Here is a 21,641-nt window from a genome sequence, read left to right as displayed (position 1 = left end):
GGGGCGGGGAGGAGGGGGTCCTGCTTCAGACGCCCGACTGCACGAGCAGGTCGACGACGAGCGGCAGGTGGTCCGAGGCGCCCTCGGCGTCGAGGACGTAGGCGCCGGCGACGGCCACGCCCGGGGAGACCCAGACCTGGTCGATCCGCCGGTGCGGGCTGCGCGCCGGGTGGGTGCGGCCCTCGTCGTGCTGCCAGAACCGCCAGCGGGACTGGTCCTCGCGGGCCCCGGCCAGCTGCCAGGCGTCGGTGAACCGCTGCCGCAGGGCGTCGAGCTCGGGGGCCTCGGGGCGGGCGTTGAGGTCGCCCACGATCACCCCGGTCTCCATCTCGTCGGTGTGCAGCGCGGTGATCGCGGCGACCTGCGCGGCGCGCTCCTCGGCCGAGCGGGTGGTGAGGTGCGTCGTGGTGACCCAGAGCGCGGCACCGTCGAGCTCGACCATCGTGCGCAGCGCGACCCGCGGCTCGCCGCTGCCCGGCAGCCGGTGCACGTCGCCGATCAGGATCGGCAGCCGCGACAGCAGCGCGTTGCCGTACTGGCGGCGCGGGGCGCCGCCCGGCCGGGGCTCGTCGATGGCCGGGCCCCACGCCAGCTGCATGTCCAGCGCCCGGGAGAGCAGCAGCGCCTGGTCGACGTCCTCGCTGCGCTCCCCGTAGTGCCGGTCGACCTCCTGCAGGCAGACGAGGTCGGCGTCGGCGGCGGCCAGCACCTGGGCCAGCCGCGGCAGGTCGTGCCGGCCGTCCTCGCCCACCCCGTGGTGGGTGTTGAACGTGACGAGGCGGACCGGGATCGGCGGCTGGTCCGGTCCGGGAGCGGGCTTCCACCCGGCGACGTCGCTCACCCGCCCAGCCTCTCAGGCGTCCGACAGCGGCATGTCCAGCACCTGCCGCAGTCGCGGGTCGCCGCGCTCGGCCACCCACAGCCGGAAGCGCGCCTCGCGCCCGGAGAGCACCAGCTCGCCGAGCTGGTTGCCGAAGAACGGCCCGGCCCGCTTCGTCCACTCCAGCTCGCTCGGCTTCGCCTTCGCCAGCCGCGCGAGCCGCTCGGTGAACCAGCGCGCGGCCCGGCTCCAGCCGATCTTGAAGCCCATGCGGATGGGGTGCGGTGCCTGGTTGTGCAGCGGCGAGACCGTCAGCTGGTGCACCCGGGACTCGAGCCCGCCCGGTCGCACCAGCTCGGCGGCGTAGGCGTGGTGGACGTCGCCGCCGAGGACCAGCGCGGTGGCCGGCGCGCGCCCGTGCTCCCCGCGGGCCAGGGCGGTGAGCGCCGTCCCCATCCGCTCGAACGAGTGCCCGAACGCGGCCCAGTGCTCGAGGTCGGCCGCCTGGCGCAGCTTCTCCGCCAGCCGCCCGCGGCGCCGCCCGGCGTGGCGCACCGCCAGCGTCTCGTTCCACCGCTCCAGCTCGTGGATCGCGTGGGGGAGCAGCCACGGCAGCGAGGTGCCGACGACGACGTGCTGCACGCCCTCCTCGACGGCCCGCTGCAGCGCGGCCTCGACCCAGTCGAACTCCGCGTCGTCCAGCATCCGGCGCGCGGACTCCTCCAGGACCCGGCCCGCGCGGCTGTCGACCATGACCAGCCGGGCCTCGCCCCAGTGCCGCACGTAGCTCCAGCGGATGCCGGCCGGCTCGGCGTCGGCCCGCTCGGCCATGTCCCGCAGCAGCGCGTCCGCGGGCTCGCCCTGCGGCAGCCCCTGCACCGCCTGCCAGGTCTCGTTCTCCGCCAGCTCCTGCGGGCTCAGGTTGCCCAGGTGCTGGTACACCCAGTAGCTCGCCAGGCCGCCGGTGATCCGCTCGTGCCACCACGGCTGGGAGCTCACCTCGGCGCGCCAGGCGGCGGAGGTGTTCCAGTCGTCGATCATCTCGTGGTCGTCGAAGATCATCGACGACGGGATGGTGGACAGCAGCCAGCGCACCTGCGGATCGGTCCACGACTCGGCGTAGAGCCGGGTGTACTCCTCGAAGTCCGCCGCCTGCGCGCCGGGCGCCCGGTTCAGGTCACGGCGCGCGGCGATCCACTCGGTCGTCGGCTCGGTCAGCTCGTCGGCGTAGACCTGGTCGCCGAGCAGGACCAGTGCGTCGGGCCAGCTCTCCTCCGGCTCGGCGGCCAGCTGCTGGGCGTAGAGGTCCAGCGCGTCGGGCGGGATGCCCTCGCTGTCCTCGACGGTCCGGGGGCTGGCGTACCGGCAGGAGCCGAACGCCAGCCGGAACGGGCCGGGCCCACCGGGGGTGCGGATCCGGCTGGGCGGGAACGGGGACTCCTCGGGCGGCCAGACCCGGGCCCCGTCCAGCCGCACGTCGTACGGCGTCGTGCTGCCCGGCTCCAGGCCCTCGACGACCACCAGCGCGTAGTGGTGGCCGGCGACGGCGAAGGTGCGCGCGCGGCGGTCCAGGACGGCGACCTCGCACGGCCGGTCGGTCTCCACCCAGACCGTGGCCGAGACCGGGTCGACGTGGCGCAGCAGGGGGCCGAGCAGCAGGGACGGCGGGGTCGGCTCGGCGGAGGTCATGGGCACAGCCTGACCTACCCGGCTGTGAACCCCGGTCCCTGGGAGACTCGGGGCATGGAATTCGTGCTGATCGCGATCGCGATCCTCGTCGTCGCGCTGGTGGCCGGGGTCGGCCTGCTGGTCGGTCGTGGCCGTCGCACCACCCGGCTGGACGACGACGCCGCCGTCGGCACGACGCTGACCCGGCCGCGCCCCCCGCAGGACACCGCCCCCGCCCCGACCGTCGAGCAGCCCGACGCCGTGGTGCCCGACGCGCCGCCGGCCGTGGAGCTCCCACCGGCCGAGCCCGAGCCGGGGCTGGTCTTCGAGACGCCCCCGCCGTCGGCCGGCCGCCTGGTCCGGCTGCGGTCGCGCCTGGCCCGCTCGCAGTCCTCGCTGGGCCGCGGCCTGCTCACCGTGCTGGCGCGGGAGAAGCTCACCGAGGACGACTGGGAGGAGATCGAGGAGACCCTCCTGGCCGCCGACGTCGGCATCGCCGCCACCACCCGGATCGTCGAGCGGCTGCGCACCCAGTCGATGGTGCTGGCGACCGCCACCGGCGCCGAGCTGCGCGAGCTGCTGGTCCGCGAGCTGGTCGGCGTGCTCGGCCCCGACCTGGACCGCACCCTGGGCACCGACCGGCGCGAGGGCAGGCCCGGCGTCGTGCTCGTCGTCGGCGTCAACGGAGCCGGCAAGACGACGACGGTCGGCAAGATCGCCCGCGCGCTCGTCGGCGACGGCAGGAGCGTCGTGCTGGGCGCGGCCGACACCTTCCGCGCGGCCGCCGCCGACCAGCTCGAGACCTGGGGCGAGCGGGTCGGCGTCCTCACCGTGCGCGGCCCGGAGGGCGGGGACCCGGCGTCGGTGGCGTTCGACGCGGTCCGCACCGGCATCGAGGGCGAGGTGGACACCGTCGTCGTCGACACCGCCGGCCGGCTGCACACCAAGTCCGGCCTGATGGACGAGCTCGGCAAGGTCAAGCGGGTCGTGGAGAAGCAGGCGCCGGTCACCGAGGTGCTGCTCGTGCTCGACGCGACCACCGGGCAGAACGGCGTCGTCCAGGCGCGGGTGTTCACCGAGGCGGTCACCGTGACCGGTGTCGTGCTCACCAAGCTCGACGGCACCGCCAAGGGCGGGATCGTGGTCCGGGTGCAGCAGGAGCTCGGCATCCCGGTCAAGCTCATCGGGCTCGGCGAGGGTCCCGACGACCTCGCGCCGTTCGAGCCGCGGGCGTTCGCCGAGGGGCTGGTGGGTGAGGCGTAGGCCGTCCTCCGAGGAGCGGGCCGGAGCCCACCCCCGGCGGATCGTGGTCACGCCCGCTCCGCTGCCCGCTCCCTTCCGCGCCGCCACGCGCCGCTCGCGCCTGGTCGCCGACGGGTCCGGCCTGCACTGGACCTCGGCGCGGGGACGCACGCGGTCGTGGCCGCACGGGCCGGACGGGCCGGCGACCGCCCGCGTCCTCAGCGGTGGACGGGCGCGCGCCGCCGGGCTGGCCTCGGGGCCGCTGCTGGTCGTGGGCGACGCGGCCGAGCGGCCGCTGCTCGTCGTACCGGTGGTGCAGTGGAGCGCGCGCCCTCCCGCGGCCGGGACGGGCGATCCGCTGCGGGAGACCGGGTTGCGGCCGCTCGTCGACGCGCTCGGCCTGACGGCCCGAGCCGCGGCGGACGACGCCCCCGCCGGTGTGCCGGTGGCCCGGGCGGTGCCCGGCTGGACCGGGTGGCAGTCCGCGGGGGCGGTGGTGGGGACGCTCGCCCTGGCGCTCGGCGTCGGGCTCGGCATCGCCCGCGGCGAGTCCACGGGCTGGGCCGCGGTCGGGCTCCTCGGCTTCGTGCTCCTGCTGGCGGCCGGCGCCGGCCCGGTGGTGACGGGCCTGGTCGGCGAGCGCCGCACCCGGGGCGGTGTGGTCGCCGAGCTGCGCCCCGACGGCGGCCGGCGCCGGCTGCTGCTCGTGCGGCGCGACACCGGCCCGGAGCTGGCCGTGCGCGAGGGCGACGGCGTCGAGGGCTGGTTGCCCGTCGGCGTCCACCCCGCCGCGGTGGCCGCCGTGCGCACCACCCCGGGCACGGTGGAGCTGGTCGACGGCGGGGGAGCGGTGCTGCAGTCGCTGCACGCCGTCCGGTGGCTGCCGGACGAGAGCGCCCGGCAGGAGCTGGAGCGGCTGTGCGCGGCGGCGCAGCTGCCCCTGAGCGCTGCCCTCGGGGGAGACCGCGTCCTGGACCTGGGCACCGACCTCCCGCCGGTGAGCTCCACCTGGCCGCGCATGCTGCCGCGCACCGGCTTCCTGGGCGGGCTCTGCGGCGCCTTCGCCGCGTTCAACGGTGCCGCGCTCCTCCGGGGTGCCGAGGGCGCGGTCCAGCAGTGGCTGGCTGCCGGATACCTCGCGGTTGCCGTGGTCGGGCTGCTCCTGTGGCTGGCTGTGCGTCGATCGTGAGCGCGGCGCCGCACCGGGACGTCGACCTCGGCCTGGACCTGCTCGTCGACCGCTGGCTGCCGCTGCCGCCGCCCGGGTCGGACGTGGCGGGCTGGGCCCGGGACGCCGCCGCCGAGCTAAGCGAGATCGACGGCCAGCCGGGGGCCGTGGGCCGGCTCGCCGAGCAGCTGCTGCTGTGGGCGGCCGACCCGGCGCGCGCCGGGCAGGACGTGGCCGCCGTGCTCGTGCCGGAGGCCGAGGTGGGCGTCTACGCCTGGCTGACCGCGTCGCGGTTCCCGGAGACGCCGACCGACGTCGCGGAGCTGGCGGCGCTGGCGGGGACGGTGGAGCACGTGGGCGAGGCCGACGTCACCACCGTCCCGCTGCCCGCGGGGCCGGCGGTGCGCTCCCGCGGCATCCGCGCCGCCGCACGCGAGGACGGCCTCGGCGAGCTGGTCGAGGAGGTCCGCTGGTGGGTGCTGCCGCCGCTGCTGGCGAGCGGACCCGACCCGGAGGCGGTCGAGATCACGATGTGCTGGGCCTCCGCCGGGGCGCACGAGGCCGACGACCTCGCCGAGCTCGCCGACGACATCGCCGCGACGCTGGTGGTCCGCCCGATCGAGTGACCGGCCGGCCCCGAGGGGCCGCTCCGGTGGGGCGCGCAACACCGCCGAAACGCAGCGGCCGGACACGCGGCGCGGAGTTCACGACCGCGAAACGTCGTCGCGCGGCTCGGGGAAACACGTCCCCGGCACGGTGAACTGCACGTCGCCGCTCGGCCCGAGCGCGTCGGCGTCCACCGATCCGGCCCCGTGCCGACGACCCACTCAGGAGGTTGCCGTGGTCAACACCGGCGACACCGCCTGGATCCTCACCAGCGCGGCGCTCGTGCTGCTGATGACCCCTGGCCTCGCGCTCTTTTACGGCGGCATGGTCCGCGCGAAGAGCGTGCTGAACATGATGATGATGAGCTTCGGCGCGCTGGCGCTGATCAGCGTGCTCTGGGTCCTCTACGGCTACTCGATCGCCTTCGGCGACGACGTCGGCGCGGGTCTGCTCGGCGACCCGAGCCAGTACTTCGGGCTCAAGGGTCTGATGGAGGACACCACCAGCGAGGCCGGCGGCCTGCCCACCATGGCCTTCGTCGGGTTCCAGGCGGTCTTCGCCATCATCACCGTGGCGCTGATCTCCGGCGCGATCGCCGACCGCGCCAAGTTCGGCTCGTGGATGGTCTTCGCCGGCGTCTGGGCGACGATCGTCTACTTCCCGGTCGCGCACTGGGTCTTCGACTTCAGCCTCGACGAGCACGTCGGCGGCTGGATCGCCAACAACCTGGCGGCGATCGACTTCGCCGGTGGCACCGCGGTGCACATCAACGCCGGTGCCGCCGGCCTCGCCCTCGCCCTCGTGCTCGGCAAGCGGCGCGGCTTCGGCCGCGAGGCCATGCGCCCGCACAACCTGCCGCTGGTCATGATCGGCGCCGGGCTGCTGTGGTTCGGCTGGTTCGGCTTCAACGCCGGCTCCGCCCTCGCCGCGAACAACACCGCCGCGGTGGCCTGGGTCAACACCCTGGTGGCCACGGCCGCGGCGACGCTGGGCTGGCTGCTGGTCGAGAAGCTGCGCGACGGCCACTCCACCTCGCTGGGCGCCGCGTCCGGCGTCGTCGCCGGCCTGGTCGCGATCACCCCGGCCTGCTCGGCGCTCTCGCCGGTCGGCTCGATCATCGTCGGGTTCGTCGCCGGTGCGCTCTGCGCCCTCGCCGTCGGCCTCAAGTACAAGCTCGGCTACGACGACTCGCTCGACGTCGTCGGCGTGCACCTGGTCGGCGGCCTCTGGGGCACCATCGCCGTCGGCTTCTTCGCCGACCCCGACGCCCCCGCCGGTGTCGAGAGCCTCTTCTTCGGGGGCAGCGTCGACCAGCTGTGGCGGCAGGTCGTCGGGGCGGTCGCCGTCCTGGCCTACTCCTTCGTCCTTACGCTGGTCATCGGCATCGTCATCCAGAAGACGATCGGCTTCCGGATCACGCAGGAGGACGAGGTCACCGGCATCGACACGGTCGTGCACGCGGAGTCCGGTTACGACTTCGCCTCGCTCGGCAGCAGCGGTTCCACTGCACCACTGGCCGGCCAGGCTCGCGCCGAGGCCCGTAGCACCGAAGGGGTCGGAGCATGAAGCTCGTCACCGCCATCGTCAAGCCGTTCAAGCTGGACGACGTCAAGAACGCCCTCGAGCTGATCGGCGTCCAGGGACTGACCGTCAGCGAGGTCCAGGGCTTCGGCCGCCAGCGCGGTCACACCGAGGTCTACCGCGGTGCGGAGTACCAGGTGGACTTCGTGCCCAAGGTCCGCATCGAGGTGGTGGTCAGCGAGCTGGACGCCGCCCGCGTGGTGGACGCGGTCGTCGAGGCCGCCTCCACCGGCCAGATCGGCGACGGCAAGGTGTGGGTGACCACGATCGACGAGGTCGTGCGCGTCCGCACCGGTGAGCGCGGCGACGACGCGCTGTAGCCCTCCGGGCTGAACGCCGGCCGGGGTGGTGGGTGACCACCGCCCCGGCCGGCTCCCTTTCCGGGGAGATCCCCGACCGACGACCTGCGGAGGGCCCACCGTGCTGGACACCGAGGCGCTGCCCGGCCTGACCCGCGCCGAGCGCGTGCGGGCGATCGACGGGTGGCTGTCGGGTCTGCTGGACGACGCGGTGGCGGGCACGCCGCCGCCGCGTCCGCGCCGCGGGGGGCCGCCCCCGCGCACCGGCACCGAGGGGATCGCGCTGGTCGCCGTCGGCAGCCTGGGACGCCGGGAGCTCCCGCCGCACGGCGACCTCGACCTGGTGCTCGTGCACGACGGCCGGCCGGAGATCGCCGCGGTCGCCGACGCCCTCTGGTACCCCGTCTGGGACGCCGGCCTGCGGCTGGACCACTCGGTCCGGTCGGTCGCCGACGCCGTCGCCGTCGCCGGCGCGGACGTGAAGGCCGGTCTCGGCCTGCTGGACGCCCGTCTCGTCGCGGGTGACGCGGAGCTGGCCTCCCGGCTCCGGACGGCGACCCTCGGCAGCTGGCGGCAGACGGCGGCGAAGCTGCTGCCGGCGCTGCGGGACCTGCGCCGCGAGCGCGCCCGCCAGCTGGGCGAGCTGGCCTTCCTCCTCGAACCGGACCTCAAGGAGGCCTACGGCGGGCTGCGCGAGGCGCAGGTGCTCCGGGCGGTGGCCGCCGCGCAGCTGGCCGACGAGCCCTCCGAGGAGGTGGAGCAGGCCTACGCGTTCCTCCTCGACGTCCGCGACGAGCTGCGCCGGCGCACCGGGCGCTCCGGCGACGTCCTGGTCCGGCAGGAGCAGCGCCCGGTCGCCGAGGCGCTGGGCCTGGCCGACGAGGACGCGCTGCTGCGCGAGGTGAGCCTGGCCGGGCGGCGGCTGGCCTTCGTGGCCGACGAGACGTGGCGCCGGGTGGAGGCCGCGCTGGTCCGCCGTCCCCGGGGGCGCTACCGCCGCGTGCGTCGCGAGCCCCTGGCCGAGGGCGTGGTGCGCCAGGGCGACGAGGTCGTGCTGGCCCAGGGGGCGAAGCCCGCGGCCGACCCCGGTCTGCTGCTGCGCGCGGCCGCGGCCGCCGCCCGCGCCGACCTGCTGCTGTCGCCCTACACGCTCAAGGTGCTCGCCGTGCACGGCCAGCCGGTGCCGGAGCCCTGGCCGGCCGAGGTGCGCTGGTCCTTCCTGCGGCTGCTGGCCAGCGGGCGGTCGGCCGTGGGCGTGCTGGAGCAGCTGGACCAGGAGGGCCTGCTCACCCGGCTGCTGCCCGAGTGGGACCGCGTCCGCTCGCTGCCGCAGCGCCACCCCTGGCACCGGTTCACCGTCGACCGGCACCTGGTGGAGGCCGCCGCCGCCGCGGCCGAGCTCACCCGCGACGTCGACCGGCCCGACCTGCTGCTGGTCTCCGCGCTGCTGCACGACATCGGCAAGGGCTGGCCGGGCGACCACAGCGAGGTGGGTGAGCCGATCGCGGCCACCATCGCCACCCGGATGGGCTTCGCGCCGGCCGACGTCGCCACGATCGCCACCCTGGTGCGCCACCACCTGCTGCTGCCGGCCACCGCCACCCGTCGCGACATCGACGACCCGGCCACCATCGAGCGCGTCGCGGAGACCATCGGCTCCGACGCCGCGGTGCTGCACCTGCTGCACGCCCTCGCGCAGGCCGACGGAGCGGCGACCAGCGCCTCGGCGTGGTCGCCGTGGAAGGCGCACCTGGTCGCCGCACTGGTGGCACGGGTGGCCGGCCGGCTCGGCGGCCTGCCGGCCGGGGAGGCGGAGCCGGTGCTCCACCCGGTCACCCCGCAGGTGACCTCGCCCGTCCCCGGCATCCCCGGCGCGGCGGGGCTGGTCACGGTCGGCATCGAGGACGTCGCGGACGGCCAGCAGGTGACGATCGGGGCACCCGACCGGCCGGGCCTGCTCAGCACCTGCGCCGGTGTGCTGGCGCTCAACCAGCTCGACGTCCGGGCGGCGAAGATCACCGTCGAGGACGGGTACGCGACCAGCGTGTTCGCCGTCCGCCCGCGGTTCGGCCGGGCACCGGTGCCGGAGATCCTGGCCGACGGCGTGCGGGCCGCGCTCGAGGGCAGCCTCCCGCTGGCCCAGCGGCTGCGGCAGCGCGAGGCGGACTACCGCCAGGACAGCGGGCGCACCGTGCCGCCGCGGATCTCCTGGCACAACGGCGAGGTCAGCGGGGACGCGACCGGCATCGTCGAGGTGCGCGCCGGCGACCGCACCGGGCTGCTCTACCGGCTCACCGCCGCGATCGCGGGGGAGGGGCTCGACGTGACCTCGGCCCGGATCGAGACCCTCGGCGGCGACGCGGTGGACTGCTTCTACGTCTGCAACCCGTCGGGGTCGCCGGTGGACCCCGACCAGCGGCGGCGGGTGGACGCCGCCCTGGCGGCCGCGACCGGTGCCGCCGTGGGGGCCGACACGCCGGTGTAGGTCCGCCCGCCTGTCGGTGGACCGTGCGACCGTCGAGGGCGAGCGGGACGGAACGGTCCCACCGGGGGAAGGACGGGCGCGTGGACAGCCAGCTGTGGCACTGCTCCGACTGCGGCGACGAGCGCGAGTTCGTGCAGCCGCCGTGCGTGGACGGCCACACCGAGGACGGCGGGGAGTGCCCGGAGTGGGCCTGCGCCGACTGCGGGGCCGCCCTGGTGCTCGGCGTCGTCGGAGTTCCCGAGGTGCACGGCCTGCGGCACGCCGCCTGACCCCGGGTCACCGCACGCTCAGCGCGACGCGGCCGTGCTCGGCCAGGGCGCCGTCGTCGACGAAGGCGATCCACCCGCCGCGGAGGATGACCGTCTCGATCAGCTCGTCCACCACGTCGTCCACGACGTCGGGGTGCTCGACGTCGTCGGCCGGGACCAGGAAGTCGCCGTCGGCGCTCAGCCGCGCCGCGTAGGTGAAGCTCTCCTCCACGGCCAGCATCTCCGGGCGCTCGCGCCGGGCGGCCAGCCACGCGGCGTCGATGCCGTCGACCACCGCCTGCCGGGACCGCCGCCGGTCCAGGTGCTGGAGCGCCTCGTCCTGCCGGCCGAGGAGGTAGGCGTCGAGCACCACCCTGATCCGCTGCACCAGGTCGACCAGGGGGAACCGGGTGACGTTGGCGGCCACCGTCCCCGCCAGCCGGCCGGTGTTCCGCGACGACCGGCGGAACCGTCCCACGACCCGCTCGGCGCCGACCAGCACCAGTGGCGCGGGGTGCAGCCGCAGGTGGGCGCCGAGCGCTTCGTCGACGCGCCGGAGGAAGGCGTCGAGCGGCGCCCCGTCCGCCGTGATCGGGAACGCGGAGCGCGGTGGTGGGCGGAGGTCGTCGGCCACGCCCTCGAGCAGCCGGGCCTGGCGCTCGGACAGCAGCAGGACGACGTGCCGCGGGGTGCGGTGCAGCGAGCGGACCAGGTCCCGCGTGGCGAACGTCGGATCCACCACCACCCGCTCGGTGACGGGCACCGGCAGGCGGACGACCTCGCGGACGTGCCGGCTGAGGTACAGCGCGATCCCGGCTCCGGTCGGTCCCCGCCGGGCGCCGGTGACCACGTCCTCGAGGGCGGCGACGAGCGCGTCCCGGTCCGGGACGCCGGCAGCGGCCAGGCGTGCTGCCGCGTCCTGCGCAAGCCGGCGCAGCCGCCGCGCGTCCTCGTCGGTCATGGCCGGCGCCGGGGTGGTGGCGGCCAGCAGCGAGATGCAGGGCTCGTCGCGCACCGAGTGCAGGGCGAACACCTGCTCGGGGGAGGGCCAGCCGATCCGGTCCAGGGTGGTGGTCACCGCAGCGGCCCGCCCACCCGGACCGCGTCCAGCCGCCGGGCCAGGCGCGACGCCAGCCGGTCCAGGACCCGCTCCCGCCGCCGTCCCCGGAGCCCGCGGACCAGGTGGACGCTCAGCGTGGTCCGGTGCGCGGCGCCGGCGGTGCGGCGGGAGACCAGGCCCATGAGCTCCACCACCGCCCGGTCCGCCTCCTCCGACAGGCGGGCCAGCAGCCCGGCGTCGAGGGTGAACGGCGTCCGGGGGAGGACCACGGCCACGTGCAGCGCAGCGGCTCCGGCCCGGTCCGCCTCCGCCAGGGCGGCGTCGACGCTCGCGGCCGCGGTCCCCGCATCGGTCACGACGGCGAGCAGGCGGCGCGCGCTCCGGGGCGGGGCGGGGCGGGCCGCGGGTGGAGGGGCGGCCGGGGGAGCGGCCGGGGGGTGGGTCACCTGGAGGGTCACGGGCGTCTCCGGTGCTGCGGCGAGGTCTCCCCGCGATCCCGGGGGATCGGCCGGACCCGGGTCTGGGGGCCGGGACTGACGGGTGCGGCGTCGCGGATGCGGTTCGGGTACTCCCCTCGCGGATCCCACGATAGATGAAGCAGCCTTCACCTGTCATCCCCCGGCGGGCGTCGGTCCGCGCGGCGCCGCGGCCGGGACCGTCGCGCGACGGCCGACCCGCGGGGGCCTCGATACCCTGGGGTCAGGTGGCGCGCCCCGTGCTGCGCCCGTGACTGCTGAGGACGTGCTGTGTTCGAGACCCTCTCCGACCGCCTGGACAAGGTCTTCACCGGCCTGCGTGGCAAGGGTCGGCTGACCGACGCCGACATCGACGCCACCGCGCGCGAGATCCGCATCGCGCTGCTGGAGGCCGACGTCGCGCTGCCGGTCGTGCGCGCGTTCATCGACGCGGTCAAGGAGCGCGCCCGCGGGGCCGACGTCTCCCAGGCGCTCAACCCGGCGCAGCAGGTCATCAAGATCGTCAACGAGGAGCTCATCCAGATCCTCGGTGGCGAGACGCGCCGCATCCGGCTGGCCAAGCAGTCGCCGACGGTCATCATGCTGGCCGGTCTGCAGGGTGCCGGTAAGACCACGCTGGCCGGGAAGCTCGGCCGCTGGCTCAAGGAGCAGGGGCACGCGCCGCTGCTGGTCGCCGCGGACCTCCAGCGCCCGAACGCGGTCAACCAGCTGTCCATCGTCGCCGGCCAGGCCGGGGTCGACGTCTTCGCACCCGAGCCGGGCAACGGCATCGGCGATCCGGTGCAGGTGGCCCGCGACTCCATCGAGCACGCGCGGCGCACCTTGCACGACGTCGTCGTCGTCGACACCGCCGGCCGGCTGGGCATCGACGCGGAGCTGATGCAGCAGGCCACCGACATCCGCGACGCCGTGCGGCCCGACGAGACGCTGTTCGTCGTCGACGCCATGATCGGCCAGGACGCGGTCACGACCGCGCAGGCCTTCCAGGAGGGCGTCGGCTTCTCCGGCGTCGTCCTCACCAAGCTCGACGGCGACGCCCGCGGTGGTGCGGCCCTCTCGGTGCGGTACGTGACCGGCCAGCCGATCATGTTCGCCTCCACCGGCGAGAAGCTCACCGACTTCGACGTCTTCCACCCCGAGCGCATGGCCTCGCGCATCCTCGGCATGGGCGACGTGCTCACCCTCATCGAGCAGGCCGAGCGGACCTTCGACGCCGAGCAGGCCGAGCGGATGGCCGGCAAGCTCGCCTCGCGCGAGGGCTTCACGCTCGAGGACTTCCTCGAGCAGATGACGGCGATCCGCAAGATGGGCCCGATCGCCAACCTGCTGGGCATGCTGCCCGGCGCCGGGCAGATGAAGGAGCAGCTCAAGCAGATCGACGACCGCGACCTGGACCGGACCGCGGCGATCATCCGCTCGATGACCCCCCAGGAGCGGGTCAACTCCAAGATCATCAACGCCTCGCGGCGGGTGCGCATCGCCAACGGCTCGGGCGTGAGCGTCACCGAGGTGAACAACCTGCTGGAGCGCTTCGCCCAGGCCCAGAAGATGATGGGCCAGATGGCCGGCAGCATGGGCCTGCCCGGCATGGGGCCCATGTCGAAGAAGGCCCGCGGCCGGCAGATGCAGGCGCAGTCCAAGAAGGGCAAGAAGGGCAAGGGGAAGGGCAAGGGTGGACCGGCCCGCCGCCCGATGGGCGCCCCCGCGCTGCCCCCGGGCGCCGGCAACCCGTTCGGCGGTCTCCCGGGTGGCATGCCGAGCCTGCCGCCGGGTCAGGGGCTGCCCGACCTCAGCAAGCTGAACTTCGACCAGTTCAAGGACCAGCAGGGCCGGTGACCGAGCCGCTGCCGTCGCTGCACCTGTCCGGCGTCGTGCTCCCCGAGGGGGAGCACCGCGACGTCTGGGTGCGCGACGGCCGGTTCACCTTCGAGCCGGTGCCCGGTGCGGAGACGGTCAGCCGGGGTGGCTGGCTGCTGCCCGGGCTGGTGGACGCGCACTGCCACGTCGGCCTGCTGCGCGGCGGCGGGCACGCCGAGGACCTCGCCGACGCCCGCGCCCAGGCGCTGACCGAGCGCGCGGCGGGCGTCCTCGCGCTGCGCGACTGCGGCTCGCCGGTGGACACCCGGGCCCTCGACGACGACCCCGACCTGCCGACGATCATCCGCGCCGGGCGGCACATCGCCCGCACCCGCCGGTACATCCCCGGGCTGGGCGTCGAGATCGAGCCCGAGGAGCTGGTCGAGCAGACGCGGGTGCAGGCCCGCCGCGGCGACGGCTGGGTCAAGCTCGTGGGGGACTGGATCGACCGCGGGGTCGGCGACCTCGCGCCCGAGTGGCCCGCCGACGTCGTCGCCGCGGCCATCGCCGCCGCGCACGAGGAGGGCGCCCGCGTCACCGCGCACACCTTCGGCACCGACGCGCTGCCGGCGCTGATCGAGGCGGGCATCGACTGCATCGAGCACGGCACCGGGCTGACCGAGGACCTCATCGCCGAGATGGCCCGCCGGGGCACGGCCGTCGTCCCGACGCTGGTCAACGTCGAGAACTTCCCGGGGTTCGCCGCGCAGGGCGAGGCGAAGTTCCCCTCGTACGCCAGCACGATGCGCCGGCTGCACGCGAACTCCGGAGCGGTCGTGCGGGCGGCCTTCGAGGCCGGCGTGCCGGTCTTCGCCGGGACCGACGCCGGCGGTGGCATCGAGCACGGCGTCATCGCCGACGAGATCCGGGCGCTGTGCGAGGCCGGCATCCCCGCCGAGGCGGCGCTGGCCGCGGGCTCGTGGGCGGCGCGCGAGTGGCTGGGGCTGCGCGGCATCGAGGAAGGTGCGCCCGCCGACGTCGTCGTCTACGAGCGCGACCCGCGCGCCGATCTCGTGACGTTGCAGTCGCCGCAGCGGACGGTCCTGCGCGGCCGCGTCGTCGGCTGATCACTGGTTGACTCGGGTCATGGTCGCGCCGATCCCAGAACCGGACCCGCTCATCGACCCCGACCAGCCGGTCCCCGACGATCCCGGTGAGCTGCTGCCCGACACCCCGGACACGCTGCCGCCCCCGCCGATCGAGCCGACGCCCGACGACCCGGGCGGCGATCCGGGCGGCGTGCCCGAACCGGCCTGACACCGGGGCGCGGGAGGAACCGCTCGTCCAGCCTGGGAGACTCCTCCCGTGCTCCTTCGCATGTCGACGCTGTTCCTGCGCACCCTCCGCGACGACCCGGCCGACGCCGAGGTCCCCAGCCACCGCCTGCTCGCGCGCGGTGGGTACATCCGCCGGGCCGCACCCGGCGGGTTCACCTGGCTGCCGCTGGGCTTCCGCGTGTTCCGCAACGTGGAGCGCATCGTCCGCGAGGAGATGGACGCGATGGGCGCGCAGGAGGTGCACTTCCCGGCGCTGCTGCCGCGCGAGCCCTACGAGGCGACCAACCGGTGGACCGAGTACGGGCCCAACCTGTTCCGGCTGCAGGACCGCCGCGGCAACGACTTCCTCCTCGGTCCCACGCACGAGGAGATGTTCACGCTCCTGGTGAAGGACCTCTACGGCTCCTACAAGGACCTGCCGGTCTCGCTGTACCAGATCCAGACCAAGTACCGGGACGAGGCGCGACCCCGGGCCGGGCTGTTCCGCGGCCGCGAGTTCACGATGAAGGACAGCTACTCCTTCGACGTCGACGACGCCGGCCTGGACCGGAGCTACGCCGCGCACCGCGCCGCCTACATCAGGATCTTCGACCGGCTGGGCCTGGACTACGTGATCGTCTCGGCGATGTCCGGCGCCATGGGCGGCTCGAAGAGCGAGGAGTTCCTGCACCCGACGCCGATCGGCGAGGACACCTTCGTCCGGTCGCCCGGGGGCTACGCGGCCAACGTCGAGGCGGTCACCACCGTCGTCCCCGACGAGATCCCGGTCGAGGGCCAGCCGGCCGCGCACGTCGAGGACACCCCCGACACCCCGACCATCGAGTCGCTGGTCGCCGTCGCGCAGCAGCTGTTCCCCGACGCCGGCTACACCGCCGCCTCGACGCTCAAGAACGTCGTCGTCACCCTGGTCCACCCCGACGGCACCCGCGAACCGCTGGTCATCGGCCTCCCCGGCGACCGCGAGGTCGACGCCAAGCGGCTGGAGGCCCAGCTCTCCCCGGCCGAGGTCGAGCCGTTCACCGAGTTCGACGAGCACCCCGCTCTGGTGAAGGGCTACATCGGCCCGCAGGTGCTGGGCGCCGACAGCGGGTCGGGCATCCGCTACCTGGTCGACCCGCGGGTGGTCGCGGGCACCCGCTGGATCACCGGCGCCAACGAGCCCGGCAAGCACGTCTTCGGCCTGGTCGCCGGCCGCGACTTCACCTGGGACGGCGTCATCGAGGCCGCCGAGGTGCTCGAGGGCGACCCCGCGCCGGACGGTTCGGGTCCGCTGGAGCTGGCCCGCGGCGTGGAGATGGGCCACATCTTCCAGCTCGGCCGCAAGTACGCCGAGGCGCTGGACCTGAAGGTGCTCGACGAGAACGGCAAGCTCGTCACGGTCACGATGGGCTCCTACGGCATCGGCGTCTCGCGCGCCGTCGCCGCGATCGCCGAGTCCACCCACGACGAGCTCGGCCTGGTGTGGCCGCGGTCGGTCGCGCCGGCGGACGTGCACCTCGTCGCCACCGGCAAGGACGCCGCCGTCTTCGAGGCCGCCGAGGCGCTGGCCGGCGAGCTGGTGGCCGCCGGGCTCACCGTGCTCTTCGACGACCGGCCCAAGGTCAGCCCCGGCGTGAAGTTCAAGGACGCCGAGCTGCTGGGGATGCCGACCATCGTCACGGTCGGCCGCGGCCTGGCCGAGGGCGTCATCGAGGTCCGCGACCGGAAGACCGGCGAGCGCGAGGAGGTGCCGGTCGCCGAGGCCGGCGCTCGCGTGCTCGCCGCCGTGCGGGGGTAGGAAGCGGCCCGCCGCCATCTGGCACAATGGCGGGTCGAACACGTCGGGTGCGGCCCTCTCACCGGGCCCGCGCGTGTCCATCGCTCCGCCCCGGCGTACCCCCACGCGTCCGGCCGGCGAGCAACCACACAGCGTTCGAGGAGAACACCACACACCGTGGCCACCAAGATCAAGCTCATGCGCCTGGGCAAGATGCGCGCGCCGTACTACCGCATCGTCGTCGCCGACGCCCGCACCAAGCGGGACGGCCGTTCGATCGAGACGATCGGCAAGTACCACCCGAAGGAGGAGCCCTCCTTCATCGAGGTCGACAGCGAGCGCGCCCAGTACTGGCTGTCCGTCGGCGCCCAGCCGACCGAGGCCGTCGCCGCCATCCTCCGGGTCACCGGTGACTGGCAGAAGTTCAAGGGCGAGCCGGCTCCGGCCCCGATGAAGGTCGCCGAGCCGAAGCCGGACAAGAAGGCCCTCTACGAGGCCGCCGTCCGCGCCGGCATGGACGAGCCGACCACCGAGGCGACCACCGCCAAGAAGAAGGCCGCTCCGAAGAAGGCCGCCGCCGACGAGGCACCGGCTGCCGACGCTGCGCCCGAGGCCCCCGCCGCGGACGCCGCCGCCGAGACGCCCGCCGAGTAAGACGTGCTCGAAGAAGCGCTCGAGCACCTGGTCAAGGGCATCGTCGACCACCCGGAGGACGTGACCGTCGACCTGCTCACCAACCGCCGCGGCAAGACCCTCGAGATCCGGGTGCACCCGGACGACCTCGGGAAGGTCATCGGCCGCGGGGGGCGCACCGCCAAGGCGCTGCGCCAGGTGATGACCGGTGTCGGGGGGCGTGGCCTGCGGGTCGACGTCGTCGACACCGACGGGCGCTGAGCACGCCTCCCTTGCCGGAGCCCTCGAACGACACCGACACCGTGGTGGTCGGCCGCATCGGCCGACCCCACGGTGTCCGTGGTCTGACCACCGTCGAGGTGCGCACCGACGACCCCGAGCTGCGGTTCGCCCCCGGCCAGGTCCTGCGCACCGATCCGCCCGAGCGCGGGCCGCTCACCGTCGTCGACCGGCGCTGGCACAGCGGCACGCTGCTGCTGCAGCTGGCCGCGCCCTCCGGGGACGTCTACGCCACCCGCGAGGACGTCGACACCCTGCGCAACACCCTGCTCCTCGTGCCGGTCGCCGACCTCCCCGAGCTCGACGAGCCGGACTCCTTCTACGACCACCAGCTGGTCGGCCTCTCCGCGCGGCTGACCGACGGCTCGGTGGTCGGCGAGGTGACCGCCGTGCGCCACGAGGCGCAGGACCTGCTGGTCGTCCGCCGTCCGGGGGCCGCCGACGCCCTCGTGCCGTTCGTCGCGGCGATCGTCCCGACCGTCGACGTCGCCGGCGGCTTCCTGGTCCTCGACCCGCCCGAGGGGCTGCTGGAGCTGTGACCGCGGCCTACGACATCCAGGTCGTCACGATCTTCCCCGAGTACCTGGCGCCGCTCGGCCAGTCGCTGCTGGGCAAGGCCGCCGAGCGCGGGCTGGTCAGCATCGCGGTGCACGACCTGCGGCAGTGGACCGACGACGTGCACCGCACCGTCGACGACGCCCCGTACGGCGGCGGTCCCGGCATGGTCATGAAGCCCGAGCCGTGGGGCCGCGCCCTGGAGGCGGTCCGGCCGCCCGGCACCCGGCTGGTCGTGCCCACGCCGGCCGGTCGCCCGTTCACCCAGCGGATGGCCGCCGAGTGGGCCGCCGAGCCGGGGCTCGTCTTCGCCTGCGGCCGCTACGAAGGCATCGACCAGCGGGTCGCCGACTGGGCCGCCGACGCCGGTCCGGTGTCCGAGGTCTCCATCGGCGACTACGTGCTGGCCGGCGGGGAGTCCGCCGTGCTGGTCATGGTCGAGGCGGTCACCCGCCTGATCCCCGGCGTCGTCGGCAACCGCGAGTCGGTGGAGTTCGACTCGCACGCCGACGGCCTGCTCGAGGGTCCCTCCTACACCCGGCCGGCCGACTGGCGCGGGCACGAGGTGCCACCCGTGCTGCTGTCCGGCGACCACGCCGCGATCGCCCGGTGGCGGCGCGAGCAGTCGCTGCGGCGCACCGCGCAGCGCCGTCCCGACCTGCTGTCCGCGCTGCCCGAGGACGCGCTCGGGCCGGCCGACCGGGCGGTCCTGGAGAGCTCGTGACCCGGGGCGGGCGGGCGAGGGCGCTGGTCCGGCCGTCGGCGCGCGTCGTCGTCCTGGACCCGGCCGGGCGCGTGCTGCTGCTCGGTGCCCGGCTCACCGATCCGGCGGTGCCCCCGGGCGACGTGCTGTTCTGGTACACGCCCGGCGGGGGAGTGGAGGACGGCGAGCCGCTGCGCGCGGCCGCCGTCCGCGAGCTGGCCGAGGAGATCGGCCTGGACGCCGACCCGGCCGCGCTCGAGGGCCCGGTGTGGCTGCGCCGCTTCGTCGGTCCCTTCGCCGGCGTCGAGTACGACAACCGGGAGACGTACTTCGTGCTGCGCGACGTCGTCCACGCCGTCGTCCCCGGCGCGCGCACCGAGCTGGAGCTGCTGGCCGACGAACCGCACCGGTGGTGGAGCGCGGCGGAGATCGCGGCGAGCCCGGAGACGTTCGCGCCCGCGGGGCTCGCCGAGCTGCTGACGGAGCTGCGCGAAGGCCCGTGGACGGGGCCGCCGCGCATCGTCGGCTGAAGATGTGGCACAGTAGAGAGCTGCTGCGCCCGTCGGCCACGTCGACGCACAGCTCCGATCCCGGAGCCGCAGCTCCCCGGAACGGACAGCCGGGGCGTTCCGCTGTCCGCGCCCGTAGACGAGCTACTGCCAGAACTGAGGACTGCCGAGATGAACACCCTGGACGCACTCGACGCCGACTCGTTGCGCGACGACATCCCGACGTTCCGCCCGGGTGACACCGTCAAGGTGCACGTCCGCGTGGTCGAGGGCAACCGCTCCCGCATCCAGGTCTTCCAGGGCGTCGTCATCCGCCGCCAGGGCGGTGGCATCCGCGAGACCTTCACGGTCCGCAAGGTCAGCTTCGGCGTCGGCGTGGAGCGCACCTTCCCGGTGCACACCCCGGTCGTCGAGAAGATCGAGGTGCTGACCCGCGGTGACGTCCGCCGGGCCAAGCTGTACTACCTCCGCGAGCTGCGCGGCAAGGCCGCCAAGATCAAGGAGAAGCGCGAGACCGTCTCGCGCTGACCTCGCGCTGACACGGGGCGACGCCGTCGCCCTGCACGCTTCCGGCGGGCCCCCCGCGCCGTACGCTGGCTCTCGATGAGCAGCGACCGGCCCGGGGGGCCCGCCGACGTCGTTCCCGGGGACGAGCCAGAGGGCTCGGGCACGCAAGCCGCAGAGAAGCCCTCCGGTCGACGGTCCGGCCGCGGTCGCGGCGAGGGCGAGCAGAAGAAGAGCTCCCTGCTGCGCGAGCTCCCCGTCCTGCTGGTGATCGCGTTCCTGCTGGCGCTGGTCGTCAAGACCTTCTTCGTCCAGGCCTTCTTCATCCCGTCCGGGTCGATGGAGCAGACGCTGCACGGCTGCCCGGGGTGCACCGGCGACCGCGTGCTCGTGAACAAGGTGCCCTACTGGTTCGGCGAGCCCGAGCCCGGCGACGTCGTCGTCTTCAAGGGCCCGGACACCTGGACGCCGGAGGTGTCGGTCGCCGAGCCGACGAACTGGTTCACCGGCTCGCTGCTCTGGCTGGGGCGCACGGTCGGCGTCGCACCGCCCAGCGAGGACGACTTCGTCAAGCGGGTCATCGCCACCGAGGGCCAGACGGTGCAGTGCTGCGACGTCGAGGGCCGGGTCACCGTCGACGGCGAGCCGCTGGACGAGCCCTACATCTTCGAGGACACCCCGATCGAGCAGCGCGCCTTCGGGCCGGTCACGGTTCCGGAGGGCCGGCTCTGGGTGATGGGGGACCACCGGTCGGCCTCGGCCGATTCCAAGGCGCACGTCGCCGACCGGTACGCGGGCACGGTGGGTGTCGACGACGTCATCGGCAAGGCGTCGGTCATCGTCTGGCCGGTGAGCCGGATGGGCTTCATCGACGACCCCGACATCCAGGAGGCGCAGGCCGCCGCGGGCGTCCCCGCAGGTGCGACGGGGGTGCGGCCGGACGTCGTCGCCTCCTCCGCGGTCGGGCTGATCGGCGCGGTCCCGATCGTCGCGTGGCGCCGCCGGCGCCGGAGGCGTCAGCGCTGACACCATTCGAGTGGTTCAGGTGTGACTGACCGCGCATTTGCGGAGTGGTGCCGGTACCAATCGAAAAAATGTCGGGAAAGTGTTCAAGCAACCGTTTCACCCTTCCGATGGATGCTGTGCAAGCAATCGGAGTCGAAACGGAGTCAGTTGTGTCTGCACCTATGGCGAGCACCGCCCGCGGGGTCACCCGCGTGCTCCTCCTCGCCGACGCGCCCGTCCTGCGTCGTGGCCTGGTGAGCATGATCAACGAGACCGCCGGCATGCAGTCGGTGGGCACGCCCGGCGAGCTGCGTCGCGCGCTCACGCTGGTCGAGTCCGCCCGTCCCGACGCCGTCGTCGTCGAGCTGGGCTCGGGTCGCGCCGCGACCCTGAACGCCTGCCGCGACCTGCGCCGCCGGTTCCCCCGCGTGGCCATCGTCGCCCTGGCGACCTCCGAGGACCCGGCCGTGGTCAACGAGGCGCTCGCCGCCGGCATCCGCGGCTACCTGATGATCAACACCTCGCCGACCCTGCTCGGCTGGGCGATCCTGGCCGCCCGCGCCGGGCGCACCGTGGTCGACCCGCAGATCCGCCGGGTGGAGCCCTCCGCCGTGCCGGCCGCCAAGCCGTTCACCCCCGAGGTGCCCCTGACCCGCCGCGAGCAGGACGTCCTGGACGAGCTGCTGCAGGGCCAGTCCAACCGGCAGATCGGCCGCAACCTGTTCATCAGCGAGGACACCGTCAAGAGCCACGTCAAGGCCATCCTGCGCAAGCTCGGTGCCCGCGACCGGGCGCACGCGGTCTCCCTCGTGCTCTCCTCGCGCAGCCCGGTGTGCACCTGCGGTGCCCACCCGGCTGCCCAGGCGGAACTGCCCGCCGAGATCTGAGCCTGCGGGGCACCCCGCCCCCG

At 74.7% G+C, this 21,641-nt stretch carries 23 protein-coding genes; 19 read left to right on the top strand and 4 right to left on the bottom strand.

Annotated features, from left to right (window positions below; translation table 11 throughout):
- Positions 1-25: 25 nt before the first annotated feature.
- On the bottom strand, positions 26-841 hold the full coding sequence (locus DQ241_RS12175; protein ID WP_113830485.1) for an endonuclease/exonuclease/phosphatase family protein: 816 nt from the start codon (positions 839-841) through the stop codon (positions 26-28).
- A gap of 12 nt (positions 842-853) precedes the next feature.
- Entirely contained in the window at positions 854-2,509 is a 1,656-nt protein-coding gene (locus DQ241_RS12170) for an alkaline phosphatase D family protein (protein WP_113830484.1), read from the bottom strand.
- 54 nt (positions 2,510-2,563) lie between these two features.
- Here DQ241_RS12170 and ftsY point away from each other — a divergent pair, with 54 nt between their 5' ends.
- The 7 genes from ftsY to DQ241_RS12135 all read left to right on the top strand — a co-directional run bounded on the left by ftsY (position 2,564) and on the right by DQ241_RS12135 (position 10,138).
- Entirely contained in the window at positions 2,564-3,751 is a 1,188-nt protein-coding gene (gene ftsY / locus DQ241_RS12165) for a signal recognition particle-docking protein FtsY (RefSeq protein WP_113830483.1), read from the top strand.
- Positions 3,741-4,919, top strand: a complete 1,179-nt coding sequence (locus tag DQ241_RS12160; RefSeq protein WP_147252372.1) for a hypothetical protein — start codon at positions 3,741-3,743, stop codon at positions 4,917-4,919. Before ftsY ends, DQ241_RS12160 begins: the two co-directional genes overlap by 11 nt.
- Entirely contained in the window at positions 4,916-5,524 is a 609-nt protein-coding gene (locus DQ241_RS12155; protein WP_113830481.1) for a hypothetical protein, read from the top strand. The genes DQ241_RS12160 and DQ241_RS12155 overlap by 4 nt, the downstream gene beginning before the upstream one ends.
- 214 nt (positions 5,525-5,738) lie before the next feature.
- Positions 5,739-7,070, top strand: a complete 1,332-nt coding sequence (locus DQ241_RS12150; RefSeq protein WP_113830480.1) for an ammonium transporter — start codon at positions 5,739-5,741, stop codon at positions 7,068-7,070.
- Positions 7,067-7,405, top strand: coding sequence for a P-II family nitrogen regulator (locus DQ241_RS12145; RefSeq protein ID WP_113830479.1), 339 nt, complete (start codon positions 7,067-7,069; stop codon positions 7,403-7,405). The genes DQ241_RS12150 and DQ241_RS12145 overlap by 4 nt, the downstream gene beginning before the upstream one ends.
- A gap of 100 nt (positions 7,406-7,505) precedes the next feature.
- Positions 7,506-9,869, top strand: coding sequence for a [protein-PII] uridylyltransferase (locus DQ241_RS12140; RefSeq protein WP_113830478.1), 2,364 nt, complete (start codon positions 7,506-7,508; stop codon positions 9,867-9,869).
- 80 nt (positions 9,870-9,949) lie between these two features.
- Positions 9,950-10,138, top strand: coding sequence for a hypothetical protein (locus DQ241_RS12135; RefSeq protein ID WP_113830477.1), 189 nt, complete (start codon positions 9,950-9,952; stop codon positions 10,136-10,138).
- Between the two features lie 7 nt (positions 10,139-10,145).
- On the opposite strand, the gene DQ241_RS12130 is transcribed toward DQ241_RS12135, so the two are convergent.
- Together DQ241_RS12130 and DQ241_RS12125 are read right to left on the bottom strand one after the other, a co-directional pair.
- A complete protein-coding gene (locus DQ241_RS12130; protein ID WP_113830476.1) occupies positions 10,146-11,195 on the bottom strand; it encodes a hypothetical protein in 1,050 nt (349 codons plus the stop codon).
- Positions 11,192-11,635: a hypothetical protein gene (locus DQ241_RS12125; RefSeq protein ID WP_113830475.1), complete on the bottom strand. Its 444-nt coding sequence runs from the start codon at positions 11,633-11,635 to the stop codon at positions 11,192-11,194. Before DQ241_RS12125 ends, DQ241_RS12130 begins: the two co-directional genes overlap by 4 nt.
- Before the next feature lie 288 nt (positions 11,636-11,923).
- Between DQ241_RS12125 and ffh the strand changes: the two genes are divergently transcribed.
- From ffh to DQ241_RS12070, 12 genes are all read left to right on the top strand, one after another.
- The gene (gene ffh, locus DQ241_RS12120; RefSeq protein ID WP_113830474.1) at positions 11,924-13,489 is read left to right on the top strand and encodes a signal recognition particle protein; all 1,566 of its coding nucleotides are present in this window, start codon (positions 11,924-11,926) and stop codon (positions 13,487-13,489) included.
- Positions 13,486-14,577 (top strand): amidohydrolase family protein, encoded by a 1,092-nt coding sequence (locus tag DQ241_RS12115; protein ID WP_233492390.1) that lies wholly within the window; start codon positions 13,486-13,488, stop codon positions 14,575-14,577. The genes ffh and DQ241_RS12115 overlap by 4 nt, the downstream gene beginning before the upstream one ends.
- A 19-nt stretch (positions 14,578-14,596) precedes the next feature.
- Positions 14,597-14,767 carry a hypothetical protein gene (locus tag DQ241_RS20870; protein WP_199584469.1) on the top strand — a complete coding sequence of 57 codons (171 nt, stop codon included), beginning with the start codon at positions 14,597-14,599 and terminating at the stop codon, positions 14,765-14,767.
- A 48-nt stretch (positions 14,768-14,815) separates the two neighbouring features.
- Positions 14,816-16,564: a proline--tRNA ligase gene (locus tag DQ241_RS12110; protein WP_113830473.1), complete on the top strand. Its 1,749-nt coding sequence runs from the start codon at positions 14,816-14,818 to the stop codon at positions 16,562-16,564.
- Between the two features lie 156 nt (positions 16,565-16,720).
- Positions 16,721-17,197 (top strand): 30S ribosomal protein S16, encoded by a 477-nt coding sequence (rpsP, locus tag DQ241_RS12105; RefSeq protein WP_113830472.1) that lies wholly within the window; start codon positions 16,721-16,723, stop codon positions 17,195-17,197.
- 3 nt (positions 17,198-17,200) lie between these two features.
- On the top strand, positions 17,201-17,437 hold the full coding sequence (locus DQ241_RS12100) for an RNA-binding protein (RefSeq protein WP_029339070.1): 237 nt from the start codon (positions 17,201-17,203) through the stop codon (positions 17,435-17,437).
- Between the two features lie 11 nt (positions 17,438-17,448).
- Positions 17,449-17,994 carry a ribosome maturation factor RimM gene (gene rimM / locus DQ241_RS12095; RefSeq protein WP_199584467.1) on the top strand — a complete coding sequence of 182 codons (546 nt, stop codon included), beginning with the start codon at positions 17,449-17,451 and terminating at the stop codon, positions 17,992-17,994.
- Complete coding sequence (gene trmD, locus DQ241_RS12090) at positions 17,991-18,734, top strand: tRNA (guanosine(37)-N1)-methyltransferase TrmD (RefSeq protein ID WP_113830471.1); 744 nt, start codon at positions 17,991-17,993, stop codon at positions 18,732-18,734. The genes rimM and trmD overlap by 4 nt, the downstream gene beginning before the upstream one ends.
- Positions 18,731-19,243, top strand: a complete 513-nt coding sequence (locus tag DQ241_RS12085) for an NUDIX hydrolase (RefSeq protein WP_199584465.1) — start codon at positions 18,731-18,733, stop codon at positions 19,241-19,243. Before trmD ends, DQ241_RS12085 begins: the two co-directional genes overlap by 4 nt.
- Positions 19,244-19,393: 150 nt before the next feature.
- A complete protein-coding gene (rplS, locus tag DQ241_RS12080) occupies positions 19,394-19,750 on the top strand; it encodes a 50S ribosomal protein L19 (protein WP_113830470.1) in 357 nt (118 codons plus the stop codon).
- A gap of 75 nt (positions 19,751-19,825) precedes the next feature.
- A complete protein-coding gene (gene lepB, locus DQ241_RS12075; protein ID WP_113830469.1) occupies positions 19,826-20,752 on the top strand; it encodes a signal peptidase I in 927 nt (308 codons plus the stop codon).
- A 149-nt stretch (positions 20,753-20,901) separates the two neighbouring features.
- A complete protein-coding gene (locus DQ241_RS12070) occupies positions 20,902-21,618 on the top strand; it encodes a response regulator transcription factor (RefSeq protein ID WP_199584462.1) in 717 nt (238 codons plus the stop codon).
- Positions 21,619-21,641: the final 23 nt, after the last annotated feature.

The sequence above is a fragment of the Blastococcus sp. TF02A-30 genome, assembly GCF_003319185.1.
GTDB lineage: Bacteria > Actinomycetota > Actinomycetes > Mycobacteriales > Geodermatophilaceae > Blastococcus.
Note: the sequence above shows the minus strand (reverse complement) of the source record. Positions and strands in the feature narration are given on the sequence as shown.

Coding starts and splice junctions, on each gene's coding strand:
- DQ241_RS20870 (WP_199584469.1), top strand. CDS start 14,597: ATGGTCGCGCCGATCCCAGAACCGGACCCGCTCATCGACCCCGACCAG.
- rplS (WP_113830470.1), top strand. CDS start 19,394: ATGAACACCCTGGACGCACTCGACGCCGACTCGTTGCGCGACGACATC.
- lepB (WP_113830469.1), top strand. CDS start 19,826: ATGAGCAGCGACCGGCCCGGGGGGCCCGCCGACGTCGTTCCCGGGGAC.
- DQ241_RS12145 (WP_113830479.1), top strand. CDS start 7,067: ATGAAGCTCGTCACCGCCATCGTCAAGCCGTTCAAGCTGGACGACGTC.
- ftsY (WP_113830483.1), top strand. CDS start 2,564: ATGGAATTCGTGCTGATCGCGATCGCGATCCTCGTCGTCGCGCTGGTG.
- DQ241_RS12170 (WP_113830484.1), bottom strand. CDS start 2,509: ATGACCTCCGCCGAGCCGACCCCGCCGTCCCTGCTGCTCGGCCCCCTG.